The following is an 18,179-nucleotide window of genomic DNA, read 5'->3' as shown; positions in this document are numbered from 1 at the left end:
AGAAATTGAAAAAAAGCGGAGCTTCGGCTTCGCTTTTTTATCTATAATGCAAACAAGAATCTCCTATATGCATAATTGAAAAACCAATAAAAATGATGACAATCTTGAAAAGTACAACAACGAAAGCTCACTTTGACTATCAACTGAAAAAGCCGCATTGGATTGCGCTCATTGTACTCGCTATCGCCATTGCTTTCGCATCGATCCACCCCCTTGAACTCAGCTCTTATATTTTGCATCAGGTCGGAACCGTATTCATGTTGGTTACGCTGATCATTTGTCTTTATAAAATGGGGCTCAGCTTAATCAGCTTTATACTTTATATTGGGTTTTTGCTGATTCATATACTCGGTGCGCATTATCTATATTCTTATGTGCCCTATAATGAATGGTCGATGCAGTATTTAAACTTCGACCTCAACCAGAGTTTAGGTTGGACGCGGAATATGTATGATCGCTTCGTACATTTAGCGTATGGTCTACTGCTCTACCCGTTTTTCTATCGTCTGTTTCAAGTGTGGCTGCCTCAACTTTCTAAACTCACCCTATTCTTGCTGGTCATTCAATTTGTGATGGCAAGTAGCCTCATTTACGAATGGATTGAATGGTTTATTGCGATGGGCTTATCACCTGAAGATGCTGAAAACTACAATGGGCAACAAGGTGATATCTGGGACGCACATCAAGACATGCTTTTAGCCACAGTTGGCGCGATCATCACAGGCATAGCCTGTCTATTGAAAAAGTAGTCCTTTGCTGCCATCCCTATAACACAACAAATCACGACTATTACAGGAATCATTTAAGCATAAGTAACTTGTACATCAGCTTTAAAAACACAATAAAAAAAACACCACGTCAGGCGTGGTGTTTTTAACTCTGTTAGTCTTTCGCAGACTCATCTGTTGGCACTTCAGTAATTCGGCCACCACGAGCAAGGAATGCAGCAACTTCGTCTTCAAGTGCTTGGCGTTGTTTTAATTTTGCAGTCACCGTAAGTGTTTCAGCTTCGGCAACATCACCATCACTTGCAGCATTATCAGAAGAATCTGATGCTCCTTTTTCCGCTGCTTGAGCTTCGTCTTCATCGACTGCTGAGTCTTCTACATCATCATAATCATTTGAATCAGTCATCTTAATCTCCCCACAAATGACATTTTAAGTTCCCATGAATTACTGGTTTCCAATTATGTTGAAATTTAACAAGCTCTCAGCTTTTCGCATAGTCTTATTCAACGGAAAATCGAATCTTTTTTAATCAAAATCGTAATCTTATTTTACGACTGCCTAAAAATTAACACTTCCGTTCTTATACTGCATAACGCGTCTCTTTGAGCAACCCTAAACCATTGGCCTGTGCCATAAAAGCATCTTTTAATACAGGCAGTTTTTCAACCTGTTTCAAACCAAAGTTTCGTGCCCACACCACAGGAAAGAGTTGTGTGGTTTCCATCCAACCGATGGCAGACATGCTATGCATCATGGCATCATTTTGTCCTTTACGGCGGTGTTCATAACGCTTCAGTGTTTGCTCATGTGCCCACACGCCACGCGCTAGATCATGTAGTAATACATCACACAGTACAGCCGCATCAAGACAACCAATATTCACACCTTGCCCCGCCAACGGATGAATCACATGAGCCGCATCACCAATTAAAGCCAAGCCCGCTTTAACATATTGTTGTGCAGCACGTGCTTTGAGTGGGAAAGTGGCACGTGGTGTCGCTTCTAACACTTCGCCTAACATGTGATGACTTTCTCGCGTTAATAGCTGGGTAAATTCAGCATCTGAAAGTGCAGCATATTCTTCTGCATAATCATCAGGAAGCGTCCATACGATAGACTGCCAATGCCCTGCTTGCTCTGGTTTTAAACTCGCCATTGGTAAAAATGCCAAAGGTCCCATTTCTAAAAAAATCTGACGTGCAACGTGTTGATGAGGCTGTGCAGTACGAATGGCGCAGCTTAAACCAGCTTGTTTGTAGTCCAGCACATCGATATCGATAAACGCTTGTTCCCGTACAAAAGAGTTTGCACCATCTGCACCAATCACCAGTTTGGTTTTCAACACCGTACCATTGGCCAAATGGATATACCATAGCCCAACACCTTCTTCGACACGAGCAACTTTAACCTGAGTTCGGTAATCGTTGAGTACAGCAAGCATCTGCTGTTGAATCGCTAAATTAAGTAAACTTGGTTCAACCATAGAACCGAGGGCTTGTTCGCCTTGTGGTTCCTGCTTGGACTCATGACCAAAGTTAATTTCACCATATCCATTTTTATTCCACACCTGCATGCCACTATACGGCATCTGGCGGGTAATCTTGTCCCAGACATCAACGGTTTTAAGCAAGTGTATCGTCGCTTGACTGAGTGCCAAGACGCGTGGGTTTGCAACACTCAAAGTTTTTTGTTCATCTAAAATAGGTGCAGCATCCAGTACGGTAGCTTGCACACCGCCTTGCGCCAAAAGCAAGGCAGTCAGTCCACCCACCAAACCACCACCAATAATCACGACATCTAAAACATCAGTTTGAACATGACTCATGCTTTTAGCCCCATGGCATAGTTGGCAACGAGTGGTTTAATGCCCGGAATCGTATCAAATGCGACCAGACCAGTATTCCGAATAAACTTTAAGATTGGATTGCTATTGCTAAAGCCTCGTACCACCGAATCACAGAACTTAATTACGCGTTGTTGATCGGTCAAACGTGAAGCCTCATAGGCTTGTAACATCTCAGCATCGCCCAAGTCGGCATTTTGCGCAATTTGCTCTGTTAAATAACGGACCAAAACGTGCGCATCTCGCATACACAGGTTAAAACCTTGCCCCGCGACGGGGTGAATGGTATGCGCAGCATTACCCATTAAGACCACCCGTCCTACGGCCTGCTTTTCGGCTAGCACTTGTGACAATGGAAAACTAAAACGCTTACCTGTTTTTTGGAACTTTCCTGCACGGTCGCCATAGGTTTCTTGCAAAGCATTTAAAAAGTGTTGGTCATTTTCATCACCCAACCATTCACCTTCAGTGCCTTTTTTCACAGGCCAAACTACTGAACGACGGTATTCTCCTGGAAGCGGCAACAGTGCCAATGGTCCTAAACTACTAAAGCGCTCGAAACCCACATGGTTGTGCGGTTTTGAAGTTTGCACTGTAGTGACGATAGCGACCTGATCATAATCATGTTCTGAAGCACCTATTCCTAAGGCTTTACGGCAGAATGAATCACGCCCATCTGCAGCAATGACAAGTTTTGCTTGCAGTGACAGTTGTTCTTCTCCACGACTCGCTTTTATGTAGGCCATATCGGCATCTTGGGTCAGTTGGGTGACTTGTAAACCATCAATCAGCTCAATGAACGGTTGTTTTTGGACTTCCGTCAGTAGTACACGACCGAGCCATGCGTTTTCGATGACCTGCCCGAAGCTTTCGACTTTTTCTTGTTCTGCTTTGAGTCGAGCTTTACCAAAGCTACCTTGTTCGGTGATATTTACTTCAAAAATAGGCGTTGCATGTTCTTGTAAAGCGCTCCATAAACCCAGTTCTTGGTAAATTTGAACTGTACGACGAGACAGTGCGCTGTTTCGTGCATCAAAACTAGAATGGTATGGCGCAAGGTTTACATCATCATAATTTGGGTATTTGATCGCCTCTAAAAGTTTCACCGCAATGTTTTGTTTGGCTAACATCAACGCCAGACTCAGTCCGACCATACCACCACCGACTATGATGACTTCTTGTTGCATGCTTCTATCCTTTTTATGGCGTACCTAAAGTCAAAAACTTCAAATACCTATAAGTTTTAATGGATTTATATTACATCAAAGATTTTCTTTTTTATAATGAAATGGATGTTTTTACGTACTTTCACCGTAAAGTGTCATGTCATGATTTCTGAAAAGACAGTCTTTTAAAGTTCCCTCAAAACTTCTTCAGGACACTGTTTAAACAGACTTATAAGAAATGTGCAACTTTAAACAAATAATGATCATGAAAAATGAATAATACATAAAAAAGCCCAACCACTTCAGATTGAGCTCTTCAATAAAACATAAGCAATTGAATTTAAAATGTAATTTAAAGGATTACGTATAAGGTGTATTATGTTAATTTTAGAAAAATTTAACATTATTGACATGACTTTATAGCCTCTTCTCTGTCCTTAAAATTTATTAAGTTATTATTTTTCAAACAAAAAAAGTTTATAAATTCATATTGTCTGAAATTTTTTTCACTTTTTAGTTCAATTCTAATTTGTGTCTCTAAAAAATCTGATTTCAAACTATTTTTTGAAAAGCAAAAAACATGTTTACTTTCTTTTTGGCTGATGTTTTTTAGACTTCTTTCATAAATTTGTTTTGATAATTCATCATTAAAGTTTCCGTTGATACTCTTAAAAGACGTATCGAACATGGAAAAATCGATAGCCTCTTTAATTTCTTCAGTTTTCAATGCACAAATATTTATGCCATCTACAATTTCGTATTTGAAATAGTCCACACGTTTTTCTTTACAACCAATTAATGATAATGATGAAAACACTAGGCTTAAAAAAATTATATATTTCATTAGGATAAAGTTCAGTAAATTAAGAAAAGTAATGGAACTACCGGAATTAAAGTAATATTTGAGACTAATTGATATCCTACAGGATTATTAATGATTGGTTGCATAACCTGTCTTATGTATTGTGCGTTATTACTTCTGTGATTCCGCCAAGCGATACTAAAATTGATTTCCTTATAACCTTCAATTATTCCAAAATAATCAGCGACTATATTCGCTTGTTGTTCAGGATTCAATTTTTTAAAGTCAGTATCTTTTGTTAAGCTATAGTCATAAGGATCATATATTGAGTCAGGTAAAGTCCACTCTAATGTTTGTAATACTGCTCCTCTACTCAGTACATTCATGCCTTTTTGAAATTGCCAAACATGAGTCATTTCATGAATGAAAGTGAGTTTGGCTCTTATTCTTAAATCACTACCATTCACTCTGATTGGATTTTCTTGAAATTGAGGATTGGAAAAATCGTCTTGATAAATATCAGATCCTGTTAATCCATCAGGATAGTGAGCATGCCCTCTTGGTGTCATAGGAACTTGCTGCTTAGGTAAAAATGCTTTGTTTATTATTTTAACCTTACTATAATCCATTGAATCTTTAAATATTTTTCTGCACATAGCTATTTCGCCAGCAGTCATTCCTCTATATTTCTTTGATTTATCTTCTCGAATAACAACTTTAGATTTTACCGTTTTATTTGTTATGATTTTATCAGTTACGAACCTAATTACTGATTTCCCCGATGGTAAATCGGGCATATTAGGCAATTTAAATCCTGGAATTTCCGGTAAGTGTAAATCAGGTACAATTTTAAAATCCATTTATTATGCTCCACAAGAACAAGATTCGTTACAATTACTATCAACAATTAGATCGATAGAAACTATTGCTAAAGCTGATTCAGTTTTTAATCTTTCAGTATTGCCATTTCTATCTGTCATACCATTGAGCGTAGAACCATCTTCAAACGTGACTAAATACTCAACATTTGCATATGGTTCACCGTTAGCATTTTCTAATTGTATTTGTTCATCATAAAAATGATTTTTATCATCAATAAAACTACTCGAGAGAGGTGCTGTTGTGTTTAAACTGGATCCACCACTCCCTAATCCATTACTCATTACAGCTAAATCAGAAATTTTTAAATATTTTGATCCACAAGTAGAGGTATCACCAACAGCAACAATACTTTTTCCACCAACAATCATAAAACCTTGATTGGAAGCAATTGCACGTGATTGAACCTTACATTTAGGGCAAAAATGAGTCATACCATCAAGATGTACTGCCTTACCTTCGACTAAAAAAGATGAGTCACCTAAAACAATGATTCCACCATGATCTGTTTTACAACCTACTGTGATTAATGCTTTCATTTATAATTTGATTATTTATTAATAATGATCACATTAAAGCATAAGAATTAAACGATACAAAATTCCAATAAATACCCTGAATATAGAGTCTACTTAACATAATGGCGCTTATACGCAACAAGAGTATTAGAATTCAATCAAAGTACCTCTAGCTCCGTTAACGCAAGCCTCAGTGTCCGAATTGCGGAAGTGCGGAAAATAGTATTAGTTCCGTCTAAAGACGGATTTTTATCTGTCCAAGCAATTGCCGCAAGACATTGAATGCCAACATAGAATAGTAATTTTATTTGAGGCACTGTCTGCTTATATGTACACTCCCAACCTTCTAAAAAAGCATTCCGTAATTCTAAATCAGAGAAATCTATATCCACCCAAACAATTTTGGCTAAATCATAAACCGCATCTCCAATACGAGCAGCGTCAAAGTCTATAATACCCGAAACCCGATTTTCACTGTCTACAAGGATATTTCGACCAATATAGTCACAATGCAGTAAATGAAGCTGTGTCGGCTCATATATCGCTTTACCGTATTTTCGTATCTCGTTCAATTGGTCACAAAATTCGTGATAATCAGATGACAATGGATTTATACGAGACATCCATTTTGAGATCATTAATTCCAATTGTTGCTTCCACAATACCCAATGTGTTGATAAGCCATCTCGATCTTGCCAAAACCTCATATTCAATAAGCGAGTCTGTGGGATTGCACGATGAAGTTCGCCCAAAGCTCGTCCTGCATTCCCAAGCAAAGAAATTTTCTGTACCCGCGTACAATTCTTTAATACTTGATCGACTTGCCTACCTTCTATGGCACTCATGACAAGGATAGAAGAACCTTCCCATTCAAACTTATTTAATACATTTGGCGTTAGTGGAAATTCTTTGAGAGCGTCTAAGATTTCACAGTAACGATCATTAGCCGTTTGATTATTTGCTATTTTGATAAAGACTTCTCCTTGAGAGGATTGCCCTTGATAAACTGAAACCCCATTTCTCTGTGTAACTAAATTTAACGTCTTTGCCTGAATCCTATGTTTTAAATCAGATAAATCCTTCATGCCGCCTAATTTCTGTTGTGAATAAAAATGATGATGAAATAATTAAGGTTTTTTATTGATAAATATTATAGGTCTCTATTCAACATAAATACCTTATAAAAAATAAAAGCCGATCTCATGATCGGCTTTTATACAGTAAATTATATTTATCGCGCCATTAACGCTTCAATCTCTTCTACCGACTTCACCACTTTCGTAGTCAAATTCAGTGGACCGCTTTTGGTTGCTACGATGTCATCTTCAATACGAATACCAATGCCACGCCATTTCACATCAACCGTTTCATCATCAGGTGCAATGTACAAGCCCGGTTCAACCGTCACTACCATACCTTCTTCATAGGTACGCCACACACCTTCTTGCTTATATGAACCGACATCGTGCACATCCATACCGAGCCAGTGTCCTGTACCATGCATATAAAACTGACGGAAACTTTCCTTTTGGATTATCTCTTCAATATCACCTTGCATAATCCCCAGATCAAGTAGACCTTGGACTAAAATGCGCACAGCAACATTATGTGGTTCCTTATACGAGTTCCCTACACGCACTGCATCAATGGCAGCAAGTTGTGCATCAAGCACTACATTATAAAGTGCTTTTTGCTCAGGGCTGAACTTTCCATTGACAGGAAAAGTACGGGTGATGTCTGAAGCATAATATTCATATTCACACGCTGCATCGATCAACACCAAATCTCCATCTTTCAGCTCTTTGTTGTTCTCTACATAGTGCAAAATGCAGGCATTTTCACCACCACCGACAATACTGTTATACGACGGCACGCAGCCATTCTGACCAAATACATAATTCAGCTCAGCTTCTAGAGCATATTCCATCATACCCGGCTTAACGGCTTGCATGGCACGAGTATGCGCTTGTGCGGAAATATCTGAAGCTGTTTGCATCAATGCAATTTCTTGTTCTGACTTAAACAAACGCATTTCATCTAAAATACGGTCTAGCTGTATCAATTGTGCAGGTGCAGCAGTCCCACGACGTGACTCACCATTGGCAGTCGTGATCCATTTTGCTACACGCGCATCAAATTCAGGCTGTTGCCCAATACGATAGAATAATTTTTCTTTGCTTAAGAGTTTTTCAATGATTTCTTCATCTAACAAATCTATCGCATACGCTTCGTCAGCTTCATAGTCTTCTACCGCCCCATCCACACCTGTGCGGTAACCATTCCAGATTTCCATCTCGCGGTCACGTTCACGGCAGAACAAACTGTAGCTATAACCATCTTCATCGTCTTCGGCAAAGGTTTCGATGACCGCCACGGCTTCGGGCTCAGCAAAACCGGTCAGATAAAAAAAGCTGCTATCAGTACGGTATTTATAGTCTGCATCACGATTACGCATCGCCACCGGGCTAGTTGCAATAATGGCAATACTGTTCGGACCCATTTGTGCAGCCAAACGGTCACGGCGTTCCTGAAAATCCACTTGCGTTAGTTTCATGTTTGATCTGTCTTTTTTATACCAGAGAATATAAGTGCCACGCGCACTCTATCATGTACGCGCAGCAAGTCTTATGCCAATCAGCTTGGGCGATGCGGCGTAAACATTTCTACAACATTGTTCGCTTCTGTTACAGAACGATCGATTTGTTGCTTGTTATGAAAGTGTTTAAGCAGAGAACTTTCCTCAACCGCAATCTTTTTGCGGCCTACAGATAAGCTCACAGGAATTAAACGTACAAACTCGTATAACTCTTGATAGCTCTCTTCACCCTCTTCATCATCATCAGTTTCTTCAAACTCAACTGCCGCCACATCTTGTAAATGTTCGATCAGTTCCATTTCATCTGGACGAATATGACCAGACGCTAAACCAAAGCCCAGCACTACGCCTGCGCACCAATCAGCCAAAGCTTGTACACGGTCTGCGAGCGTATGAGTGTCATCGGGAAGTAACGGTAAATAGTCCAACTCATCATCAGAAAGTGCATGTGCGACATCTTCTGCTTCATCGGCTAACAAAGCCAAAGCTTCTTCGCTTAACTCTGGAATTTCCAAAGTCGTTAGGATGTGTTGCCACTCTTCACGGCTCGGTGCCTGAGTTACACAAATGATACCTGTGAGTAAACCATGTAACTCACTTGGGCTAGAAATCTCTTCAATTTTAGAAAAATTTGGCTGCCATTCTGACCAACCTGAAATATCGTCTTGCATTCGTTTATCCAATCTCTATACTTCTTATATATTACCTTTGTTTGCAGCACTGTGCGACCACGATATGTTAGAAGAATTACAGCGTCTACAGGCGCATATTGGCGTTTTAAAAACGCGACTTGCTCATTTTGAAAGTGAAAATAGCACTTTAAATGCAGCTAAACTGGATGCTGAAGAACAGCACCGTTCTCAAGTTGTGCAAAAAAATAGCTTAATTACCCAGAAGCAAGAACAAATTGATGATTTAACTGAGCAATTAAGCAGCGCTCAGACCCAATATCAGCACTTGAACACTGATGCGACTGCTTTGGCCGATCGTTATAGTCGTTTGGAAAAAAGTTGTACGGATTTAAAAAATCGCTTTCAGGAAATCTTGGCTGAACGTAATGAATTACGTGCAATTAAAGAAAAAATGAACAATGATCAGCGTCAAGCTCAGCAAGAAATCCAAGCACTTCAGCAAGAACGTGAAAGATTGTTACAAAAAAATGAGCATGCCAAAGCTAAAGTCGAAGCCATCATCCAACGCTTGGCTGTTTTAGGCACAGAGCAAGATCATCACGCGCAAGAAATTCAACAACTTGCCCACCCTACTGAAGCTGGCGAGGAAGTTTAATCATGAGCGAACCAATTACCGTTGAATTACGTGTCTTAGGCCATAGCTTTCGTTTAGTCACAACGGAAAAAGAAAAAGCCGACCTTGAACGTGCAGCTCTGCTTTTAAATGATAAATATGATGAGTTTCGCCGTAAAGCGCCACGGGTAGAACCCAGTAAAATTATCATTATGGTGGCACTAGAGTTAATGCAAGAAGTGTTGTCGATGAATAAAACACTACAAGAGTATGCACACGCAGAACGATTACTGGCAAATATTATCGATGACGTTGCGGAACTTGTTTAAACTCGACTTAATTGAATAAAGTATCAACACTTACTCCAGTTGTTTACAGTTCGTAGCGGTGTATGAGTTGCCATCAGCGTGAGATTCGTTATACTTAAGGCAACTCTGAGGTGTTCGCCAGCGGGTCTATTCCCCTGCCGATACTTAAACTTATGGATGTGTTCTGTATATTTAGAGTGTATGCCCACTTTCATGTGGGAAACCCAGCAAGTATACGTCGCGTCCACCTTGAACTCATCGGGTTCAGGGTAACGACACATGCAGCGGCATCTTCGGAGTACTTTATTTATTTTAATAACAATAAGCTTATAACTGAACTCCTCCCTCGCTCTGTTCACTTCAATCCGCATAAATCATCAAAAGTAGGCATTACGGTAGGCTCTAAAATTATTGTGCTATATTTCTATGTATTGTTTCAATCAGTTAAAAAGTGCAATGGGGCAAAGACATAAGCTGATAAAAACATTTATTGATAGTCTCCCTCTAGAGATATCAGGGAAAAAGTTTTTTTATCGTGACTCTATTACCATTAGCTTTAGTGTTGTTGTTACCCAATCTAAAATCTACTTTATTGAAACACTCATGCCGAATGGCCTAAATAAAAGGAAAACTATTGGTAAGCATGGTGTGTACACCCTAGAACAAGCACATACAAATGCTAAACGTGTATTATTTCGATCAAGATATTGAACCTGTTGCTCAAAAAGAGCCATTGAAACGTAATTTCATGCAAGCAAAGAAAATAGATGAATTAATCCCGAGTTTAGATGACGCTTATAACCCAAAAAATATCCCTCACTACTCATCAAAGGTCATCAGCGATTTTGTAATCCAGTAGGTCAACATCGTATCAGTAATGAATTCTGCAAGAATGGTGTAGTTGATTCAAAAAGTGTTGTTCACTTCATATCACCTCGACATGATCTTAAGAACTTTATTTAAGAAGCAACTAAATGCTTGGAAGCTAAAATGGCACGAGATGACATTAAGTTGAATAAACTGGTTCTATCAATCGTAAAACGTACCTATACTCCGACTTCTGATAGATATCGACACGAAGTTTTTCAGTCAAGTAGAACAACATGATGAAGACCTATATTTAGCCATTAATAATATTTAGCCATTAAGAATATTAATCACATAAAAACGAAAGCAGCAACCCTCAAATATATGTAGGTTGTGAACGTTTCCATAAAACGTTTCAAGGAAAAATGTGCTGTAGACGAACACTATTTGAAACGTTTCTTGATAGAAAGAAAATTTAGGCTAAAAAGAATTTAGTTCAAATTTAACCAGACAGACATATGAAAGAATGAGTAACTGCCAGCTCAGGTTTGAGCTAGTACATAAAATTAACTTTCAATACGATATTGGAAGGTATTTTTAACATTCGACACACTGGTCGGTTTGCCATCGACGAGACGAGGCTGATATTTAAAAGTGAGTGCAGCCTGTATCGAAGGTCGTACAAACATCGGATGACAATCGCCTTGTGCTTTAGGATTTTCTACCCGTCCTTTTTCATTTACGCTATACATCACTGTGCAATCCCCCTCAAGTTTACGATCCAAAGCTTGTTCAGGATAGGCTGGTGCTATTTTTGCAACAGGTTGGTAATTTTTAACATCAAATGTTTCAGGATGAGTTTGTGCTTTAGGTTCTACTGATTTCTGGGTCTTCGTCTGAGTTGGTATATCCGCCTTAGACTGCGTATCTACTGTTTTCTGAGATTCCTCTGTTGCCGTTTGCTTTTCCTTCACGACTTGCTGGGTCGGTTTAACCACTGTAGGTACAATTTTGTTGCTCTGCGACTCTACAAACTTCTTGGTGGTTTTCGGTTGGGCTTCAGCAGGTTTCTCAACCTGTTTTTTGACAGGCTCATGTAGCGGCTTTTCTTCGACTATCGGTTCAGGCTTTTTAGGTTCTGGTTGCTGTTTGGCTGGAGGTGGTATTTGCACAAATTGTAATTGAATGGTTTTCGGCTTAGGTTCCACCAATGTTTCATGCATCTCAACCGTACATAACCATGCAATTAGCGCAATATGTAATCCAGCCGTGACCGAAAGCGCTAGACCTTGATCACGAAACCTAATTTTGGAAACGGTTGCCATCATGATTGTGGTTCCTCTGTCACTAGCCCCAAGTTCGTTACCCCACTTTTTTGCAAGGATGCTATGGCCTGTGCAACCAGTTGATAATCAGCATCCTGATCGGCACGTACATAAAACTGTAAGCTTTTATCTTTTTGAATAATCGGAACGAGCTTTTGTTGCATAGTGGCTAAATCAATGGCCTGATCCGTGACTTTTTCGGTATTCACTTCCGGACCAATATTCCAGTAATACTGACCATTGGCTTGAATAGACAGAGTGACAATACGCTGCTGTTGTGACGCGGGCATGACATTGGCATCCACTTTAGGCAAATCAATTTGAATGCCTTGTGTCAACATCGGTGCAGTCACCATAAAAATCACCAATAGCACCAACATGACATCAATATAAGGAACCACATTCATTTCAGCATTGAGTTTTAATTTTTGAGGACGCTTAATCATGGCTGTTGCTCCTTAACGCGAAGCGCGCTCAGTGTGCCCCAACAAACGATAAATACGCGTTTGCAACTCATTGGCAAAACCGTAATAACGACTGGAAAGCTTGTCAGCACGTGCCGAAAAGCGGTTATACGCGACTACCGCAGGAATAGCGGCAAATAAACCAATGGCTGTTGCAATCAGCGCTTCTGCAATTCCTGGTGCAACTGTATTGAGGGTTGCCTGTTCAACGGCAGACAGTCCAATAAACGCATTCATAATGCCCCAAACCGTTCCAAATAAGCCTATATAAGGGCTGACTGAACCAACTGTTGCAAGAAAGGTGAGATTTTGCTGAAGCTTTTCTTCTTCTTCACTGATGCTGCTGAGCAAACGGCGTTCTACCCCATCAATTACATCACTTGTAGTAAGTTGCTCATCTTTGATCAATTGATGGTATTCATCAACCCCATGTTGAAAAATGCTGACAACTCCTTTTTGTTGTTCAGGCTGTTGGTAGTCTTGCTGTAAAAGATTGAGATCTTTTTGCTGTCTAAAATTCTTTAAAAAGCGGTTCCAAAGCTGCTCTTGTCCACGAAGTAACATACCGTGACGCACGATTAAATACCAACTTACTACTGAGGATAAAACCAAAATCAACATCACTACTTTCACCAACACACTGGCATGGCTAATCAACATCCAAACCGACATTTGATCCATTGTTGCTTGCATAACGCACTCCAATTTTTTTACTGCATGGTGCAGTACATATATATTTTTAAAATGGGCTGTGATTCTTTAGCAGCCCATGTACTCACTCAGGTACTAAAGCGCTATTTAGTCCAAATGCAGGGCTTGAGCGATTTTTTCCCACGGCACATATTTAAAGTTCTGATTGGTTTCAGGCATACGTTTACGTCCATCTTGCACCACCAACATGCCTTGCTTCCATTTGCCACCAAAATTTAGGGAACTCACATCTAGTCCATCTGTTTCAGACACAGCGTCAATGCCTTTGTCGATATTGATGCCTACACGAAATGCGCCACGAACCTTATAAGGTGCTGCGGCATCAAGCACCACAAAGCTGTCATTGCCTTGGCTTGAAACCACCAAATAACTTTGGTTTTTGCCGTGATAAAGTCCCATTCCCTCAATGTCATCATGCATCACCTCTCCTACTCCAATCACCTGCTGCATAGGGAGCTGAGTTTTTGGGTTGAGATCTTTTACCCACACTGCGACATCTTCTTCACCCAAGAAAATACGCCCTGTGGCATCGTCTACGACACAGCCTTCCGGTTGGGTTTTCACTGAAAAACGTTGTACTTCTTCAGCCCGTAATTTTTGCTGTGCAGCCGTGATGTGGTATTGAACAAAAGTCCCGTTTTTATCGTTGGGAATGGCATAGATTTCCCCTTGAGCGTCGCGGTACATGCAAATGCCATAAATATCATCCAATGTAGTTGCTAGCTCGCCAAGCACAGAAACCTTGCCCGTTTTAGGTTGAATCGCAAAGAGATGCAGGCTGTTATGATCTCGGTTCGATGCCACAGCCAAATCGACTGTCTGATTGCCCCATTTAAAACCGTGGCGTACATCAACATTATTCAATCGCCCTACTGGCAAATACTGCACGGTTTTGCCCTGTAAATCGTTAACCTGTAAACCACCTTGTTTATCTGTCGCTAAAATGCGGGATTGACTCGGTTGTGTAGCGTTATGCCAAATCGCAGGATCATCAGCCGCGTCACCTGTACTTGGCACACCCTCCGTCTGCACTTCTGCTGGAATGGTGATGATATTCTGAGCTTTGGTCTGGGTCTGAGTTTCCCATTCCGCATCCGTCACTTTTACGGTTTTATCATCTAAAATCAGCAAGGATTTATCGGTTAAATTACCTTGAACACTCAAAGTCTCTGCTTCTTTCACCATATCTAGTTGTAAAGGTGGCTGTGCTTTCCATTGCTTATCTTGCTTTTGATAACGATAAAGCAAAGGTTTTTCTGCGCCGAGTACAGCGATATGATCATCTACAATCGCAATTGTAGAGGGTGAACCTTGCATCGAACCAAAGGGTTGTACGAGATCCACCGCTTGACGCACCATGTCAGCTTCAGAATGAGCTGGATATACCCAAACCCCAACATTCTCTTCATTAATGAACAGCTCTGCGGTGCTATCATTCACTTTGCATACACTGCTGGCAGGTGGAAAACTGAGACGACGTACCAACTGTGGTTGAACCAAAGCCTTCTCATGCTGAGCCACCAACCATTGCTCACCAAGCCCCTCTTCACCCACTAAAAAAGCAAAACTCAACCCTTGATCGTCGGTATATAGACAAACATCTTCAGACTTAAATGAACGCTTTGGAATAAAGCTAGGTTTGTCCCATGCTTTATTTTTTAAGTTCATGCTCATCAGTTGAATTTGCTGTTGTTGCACATTTGACGCAGCAATCAATAAATGCTCCGAACCAATCCGATAATCAAAACGCCCAAACTGACCTTGAATTTGATGTAGTACATTTTGTTGATCATCTAAAATTTGTAGCCCTTTATTTTTACTGCTCAACAGTGCGGCAACTTCAGGCCATGCATTCAAGGTTAACCATTGCACATCCTCAGTTTTCGCCCCATTCATGTCGACTTCACGTAGTTGCAACTTCGCTGCCATGGGCTGATCTATTGGTATTTCAACTGGGCTTAACAATTGGCTACTCTGCGTAGGCTGAAGCACACTGTGTTGACTACATGCTGTCAGTAACAGTAAGCAACTGCTTAAGGCTGACAATTTAAAAGATGAAAATTTCATAGAGACACTCAAAATTGGGCAAGGAACCTCAGGTCTGCTTCTGCTGAGCAAACCTGGGAACTAAATTTAATTCGACTTAAAAGTGGGTGTAGGTCAGTGCAAGTTTGTATGCTGGGCCATATTCTTCATATTGCGCGTTATAAGCCTTAGAACCTGCATAGTTGTAATAAGTTTCATCGGTGATGTTTTGCACATCAAACTTCAATTGTAAGTTTTTAGATAAATTCACATGACTACTGAAATCAAGGAAGATTTGGTCGTCGGTATAAATGTCTTTTTCTGGTGTGTCGATATCACCTAATGCATACAAATAGTTCGATTTATAATTTGCTGAAAGTCGTACACCAAAGCGCTCATTTTCCCAACCAATCATGGCATTACCGACCACATCCGACTGGTTTGGTAAATGAATACGACGGCTCAGAAGTTCGCCATCTTTCATCGAATCAATATCTGCTTCTGACTTACTGAAGGTCGTATTAAAGCCCAACAAGAACCCGTTCCATGGTGCTCCTAGATGGTCAAACTTTTGTGAGTAGGCAAACTCCATCCCGTACAGTTTTGCTTCATTACCATTTTTATAGGTTATAGCTTCATCAAAGTCAGCCCATTGCCCTGTTCCTGCAATATTGGTGTTATAAATAAAGTTATCGATATCTTTATAAAATGCGTAGAAACCCACCATACTGGCTTTGCCAAAATACTTTTCCACCCCCAAATCAAAGTTAGAAGATTCTAAAGGCTTTAACATTGGGTTACCAAACTCAGCTTCATCGCCATCGATATAAACACCTGGTGCACTTTGCGCAAAGTTTGGACGTACCACACTATTGGTCCAAGCGGCACGGAGGTAAGCGTTATCGGCCAATTGATAACGTAAATGTAGGCTTGGCAACCAATGATCATAGTCATTTTTATATTTAGTCGCAGTGATCACATCATCGTTGAACTCAAAACCACGTGCTTCAAAGTTGGTATTTTCATAACGTAATCCTGCAATCACACGCAGTTGATCAATATCTATCGTATTCATGACATAAGCCGCTTGTATGTCTTCATTCGACTTAAAATCATTAATGATTGAACCGTCAGCAACCACATAGTCAGCAGCGTTTAGTCCACTAATTTTGTCCTTAATGGCGTTTTCATTAATGGTTGGACCAAACTGACCCAGTTCATAATGGCTGTTTGAATTGAAATCTGAACTTGACGTACTGAGATCTTCATATTTCCATTCATCGGTATTGTTGGTTTTTTCACGTTGACTGATTTTTCCGCCGAACTTCAATGCAGCAGCATAATTCCCCAGCATATAGTCTTTCAAAAAGTCTAATTTACCGTTGTATTCTTTATCGGTGGTTTTAGATTTTTCCCACGACACCGAATCTAACTCATAGTTGGCCGCATCATAAAAATCTTGGTCTGCCGTAATTACAGGTTTTTGCGTACTATTAAATCCAACATTACTAAAATCACCTTGGTATTTTGCCCCCGAAATTCCCCCTGGATTTTCCTCCGATGCTTCGCTATAACCGAGCTGACCTTCCACCGTCCACGTGCCAAAACCTTGCTTACCACCGAGGACAAAAGACTGTATTTCTTGTGTTTCTTCACGGCTCTTCAGTGAACGAGTCACTTCTGCATCACCACGCTGGCCTGCAAGTTGTGGATCAGAAAATTCAGCCGCCACTTCCTGACGTGATTCAGTGTCTTTAAAGCGACTATATAAAGTTCTTAAATAGTATTCGCCTGTGTCATTCGGACGGTAATCAAAGTTTAAACCCGCACCAATACGCTCACGCTCGATGTCATATTGACGCATTGCGGTTTCTTCAAGTGCGTCACCATCCCAAGCCCCACCCGTTTCAACATTGTCCGAGCCAAATTTTCGGTTTTGATAACTCAGTGCCAGTGCCACCCCAAGGTTGTCTTGCCGCTCACCAACACTGAAACGATTACTGATAGCACCAGATGCTTTAGGGCTATATTTTTCCCGTTTTTCATCATAACCACCTTCAACCGTTCCCGTATAAAACAAACCGTCATGGTCAAAAGCCGATAAACTTTCAACCTGCACCGTACCACCTAATGAGTTGGCATCCATGTCTGGTGTCAGCGTTTTCACCACAGCCAATGACTGTACTAGCTCTGAAGGTAAGACATCCAATGCTACGCCACGGCGATCGCTTTCAGGCGCGGGAACCAAAGTGCCATTGATGGTTACTGCATTTAAGTCAGCGCCTAAACCACGAACGGAAACAAAACGTCCTTCGCCTTGGTCACGCTCTGTAGATACACCTGGTATCCGTTGCAACGCTTCTGCGGCATTGTCATCGGGTAATTGTCCAATGCCATCGGCATGTACCACACTGCTGATTTGGTCGGCACGTTTTTGTTCTTTGAGTGCTTTATCCATACTTGCAGCTTGACCAATGACCTGTACATATTCCACCGTGTTATCTTCGGCATGTAGATGCGTCATGCTCAGCATTGACAGGACCAGTGTGCTGAGCTGAAAACCCGCACGCTTATGTTTCATGAAACGGCTCTGATTATTTTGCATTATGTTCTTCCCCTCAAGCCAAAGTGGCATGGTTTGAACGCACAATAGAAATTGAATGTGAACATGATGTGACAGTCTTTTTTTCTGCCTGTCCTTTTTATTTGTTTTTGGCCATTTTCAGCAAAAAGTGAGCTAATTTGATCTGTATAGAGAAAA

Annotated in this window: 17 protein-coding genes, 1 other RNA gene and 1 pseudogene; 5 read left to right on the top strand and 14 right to left on the bottom strand. The window is 40.5% G+C overall.

Going from position 1 to position 18,179, the window contains the following annotated elements:
• Window positions 1-92: 92 nt before the first annotated feature.
• Window positions 93-749, top strand: coding sequence for a DUF2238 domain-containing protein (locus tag AC4CVD_RS05500; protein WP_201706242.1), 657 nt, complete (start codon window positions 93-95; stop codon window positions 747-749).
• A 133-nt stretch (window positions 750-882) separates the two neighbouring features.
• Here AC4CVD_RS05500 and AC4CVD_RS05495 read toward each other — a convergent pair whose 3' ends face one another.
• From AC4CVD_RS05495 to AC4CVD_RS05455, 9 genes are all read right to left on the bottom strand, one after another.
• Window positions 883-1,134: a hypothetical protein gene (locus tag AC4CVD_RS05495; RefSeq protein WP_004694228.1), complete on the bottom strand. Its 252-nt coding sequence runs from the start codon at window positions 1,132-1,134 to the stop codon at window positions 883-885.
• 175 nt (window positions 1,135-1,309) lie between these two features.
• Entirely contained in the window at window positions 1,310-2,554 is a 1,245-nt protein-coding gene (locus AC4CVD_RS05490) for an FAD-dependent monooxygenase (protein WP_490752351.1), read from the bottom strand.
• Window positions 2,551-3,759 (bottom strand): 2-octaprenyl-6-methoxyphenyl hydroxylase, encoded by a 1,209-nt coding sequence (gene ubiH / locus AC4CVD_RS05485; protein WP_490752349.1) that lies wholly within the window; start codon window positions 3,757-3,759, stop codon window positions 2,551-2,553. The genes AC4CVD_RS05490 and ubiH overlap by 4 nt, the downstream gene beginning before the upstream one ends.
• Window positions 3,760-4,141: 382 nt before the next feature.
• On the bottom strand, window positions 4,142-4,582 hold the full coding sequence (locus AC4CVD_RS05480; protein WP_234303834.1) for a hypothetical protein: 441 nt from the start codon (window positions 4,580-4,582) through the stop codon (window positions 4,142-4,144).
• Between the two features lie 11 nt (window positions 4,583-4,593).
• Entirely contained in the window at window positions 4,594-5,400 is an 807-nt protein-coding gene (locus AC4CVD_RS05475) for a hypothetical protein (protein WP_490752346.1), read from the bottom strand.
• Between the two features lie 3 nt (window positions 5,401-5,403).
• Complete coding sequence (locus tag AC4CVD_RS05470) at window positions 5,404-5,958, bottom strand: PAAR domain-containing protein (RefSeq protein WP_234951481.1); 555 nt, start codon at window positions 5,956-5,958, stop codon at window positions 5,404-5,406.
• Between the two features lie 137 nt (window positions 5,959-6,095).
• A complete protein-coding gene (locus AC4CVD_RS05465) occupies window positions 6,096-7,022 on the bottom strand; it encodes a phosphotransferase family protein (RefSeq protein WP_490752344.1) in 927 nt (308 codons plus the stop codon).
• A 146-nt stretch (window positions 7,023-7,168) separates the two neighbouring features.
• Complete coding sequence (gene pepP, locus AC4CVD_RS05460; RefSeq protein WP_490752342.1) at window positions 7,169-8,491, bottom strand: Xaa-Pro aminopeptidase; 1,323 nt, start codon at window positions 8,489-8,491, stop codon at window positions 7,169-7,171.
• Window positions 8,492-8,571: 80 nt separating this feature from the next.
• Window positions 8,572-9,204, bottom strand: coding sequence for a UPF0149 family protein (locus AC4CVD_RS05455; protein ID WP_004980864.1), 633 nt, complete (start codon window positions 9,202-9,204; stop codon window positions 8,572-8,574).
• 64 nt (window positions 9,205-9,268) lie between these two features.
• On the opposite strand from AC4CVD_RS05455, the gene AC4CVD_RS05450 reads away from it, so the two are divergent.
• From AC4CVD_RS05450 to AC4CVD_RS05435, 4 genes and pseudogenes are all read left to right on the top strand, one after another.
• On the top strand, window positions 9,269-9,820 hold the full coding sequence (locus tag AC4CVD_RS05450) for a hypothetical protein (protein WP_183173965.1): 552 nt from the start codon (window positions 9,269-9,271) through the stop codon (window positions 9,818-9,820).
• Window positions 9,821-9,822: 2 nt separating this feature from the next.
• Window positions 9,823-10,107: a cell division protein ZapA gene (locus AC4CVD_RS05445; protein WP_004694243.1), complete on the top strand. Its 285-nt coding sequence runs from the start codon at window positions 9,823-9,825 to the stop codon at window positions 10,105-10,107.
• A gap of 99 nt (window positions 10,108-10,206) precedes the next feature.
• Window positions 10,207-10,390: non-coding RNA, 6S RNA (ssrS, locus tag AC4CVD_RS05440), on the top strand.
• Window positions 10,391-11,128: 738 nt separating this feature from the next.
• A pseudogene (locus AC4CVD_RS05435) lies at window positions 11,129-11,372 on the top strand (hypothetical protein); the annotation flags it as partial.
• Between the two features lie 87 nt (window positions 11,373-11,459).
• Here AC4CVD_RS05435 and AC4CVD_RS05430 read toward each other — a convergent pair.
• The 5 genes from AC4CVD_RS05430 to AC4CVD_RS05410 all read right to left on the bottom strand — a co-directional run bounded on the left by AC4CVD_RS05430 (window position 11,460) and on the right by AC4CVD_RS05410 (window position 18,023).
• The gene (locus AC4CVD_RS05430) at window positions 11,460-12,221 is read right to left on the bottom strand and encodes an energy transducer TonB (RefSeq protein ID WP_419275001.1); all 762 of its coding nucleotides are present in this window, start codon (window positions 12,219-12,221) and stop codon (window positions 11,460-11,462) included.
• The gene (locus AC4CVD_RS05425) at window positions 12,218-12,664 is read right to left on the bottom strand and encodes an ExbD/TolR family protein (RefSeq protein ID WP_490752339.1); all 447 of its coding nucleotides are present in this window, start codon (window positions 12,662-12,664) and stop codon (window positions 12,218-12,220) included. The genes AC4CVD_RS05430 and AC4CVD_RS05425 overlap by 4 nt, the downstream gene beginning before the upstream one ends.
• A 12-nt stretch (window positions 12,665-12,676) precedes the next feature.
• Window positions 12,677-13,375 carry a protein TolQ gene (gene tolQ, locus AC4CVD_RS05420; protein ID WP_004694253.1) on the bottom strand — a complete coding sequence of 233 codons (699 nt, stop codon included), beginning with the start codon at window positions 13,373-13,375 and terminating at the stop codon, window positions 12,677-12,679.
• Between the two features lie 105 nt (window positions 13,376-13,480).
• Complete coding sequence (locus tag AC4CVD_RS05415; protein WP_490752336.1) at window positions 13,481-15,460, bottom strand: phytase; 1,980 nt, start codon at window positions 15,458-15,460, stop codon at window positions 13,481-13,483.
• 76 nt (window positions 15,461-15,536) lie between these two features.
• Window positions 15,537-18,023, bottom strand: a complete 2,487-nt coding sequence (locus AC4CVD_RS05410) for a TonB-dependent receptor (RefSeq protein WP_490752335.1) — start codon at window positions 18,021-18,023, stop codon at window positions 15,537-15,539.
• Window positions 18,024-18,179 lie beyond the last annotated feature (156 nt).

This window comes from Acinetobacter sp. LipI_23 (genome assembly GCF_058243045.1).
The sequence above is the reverse complement of the archived record's forward strand: the minus strand, read 5'-3'. Positions and strand labels throughout refer to the sequence as shown.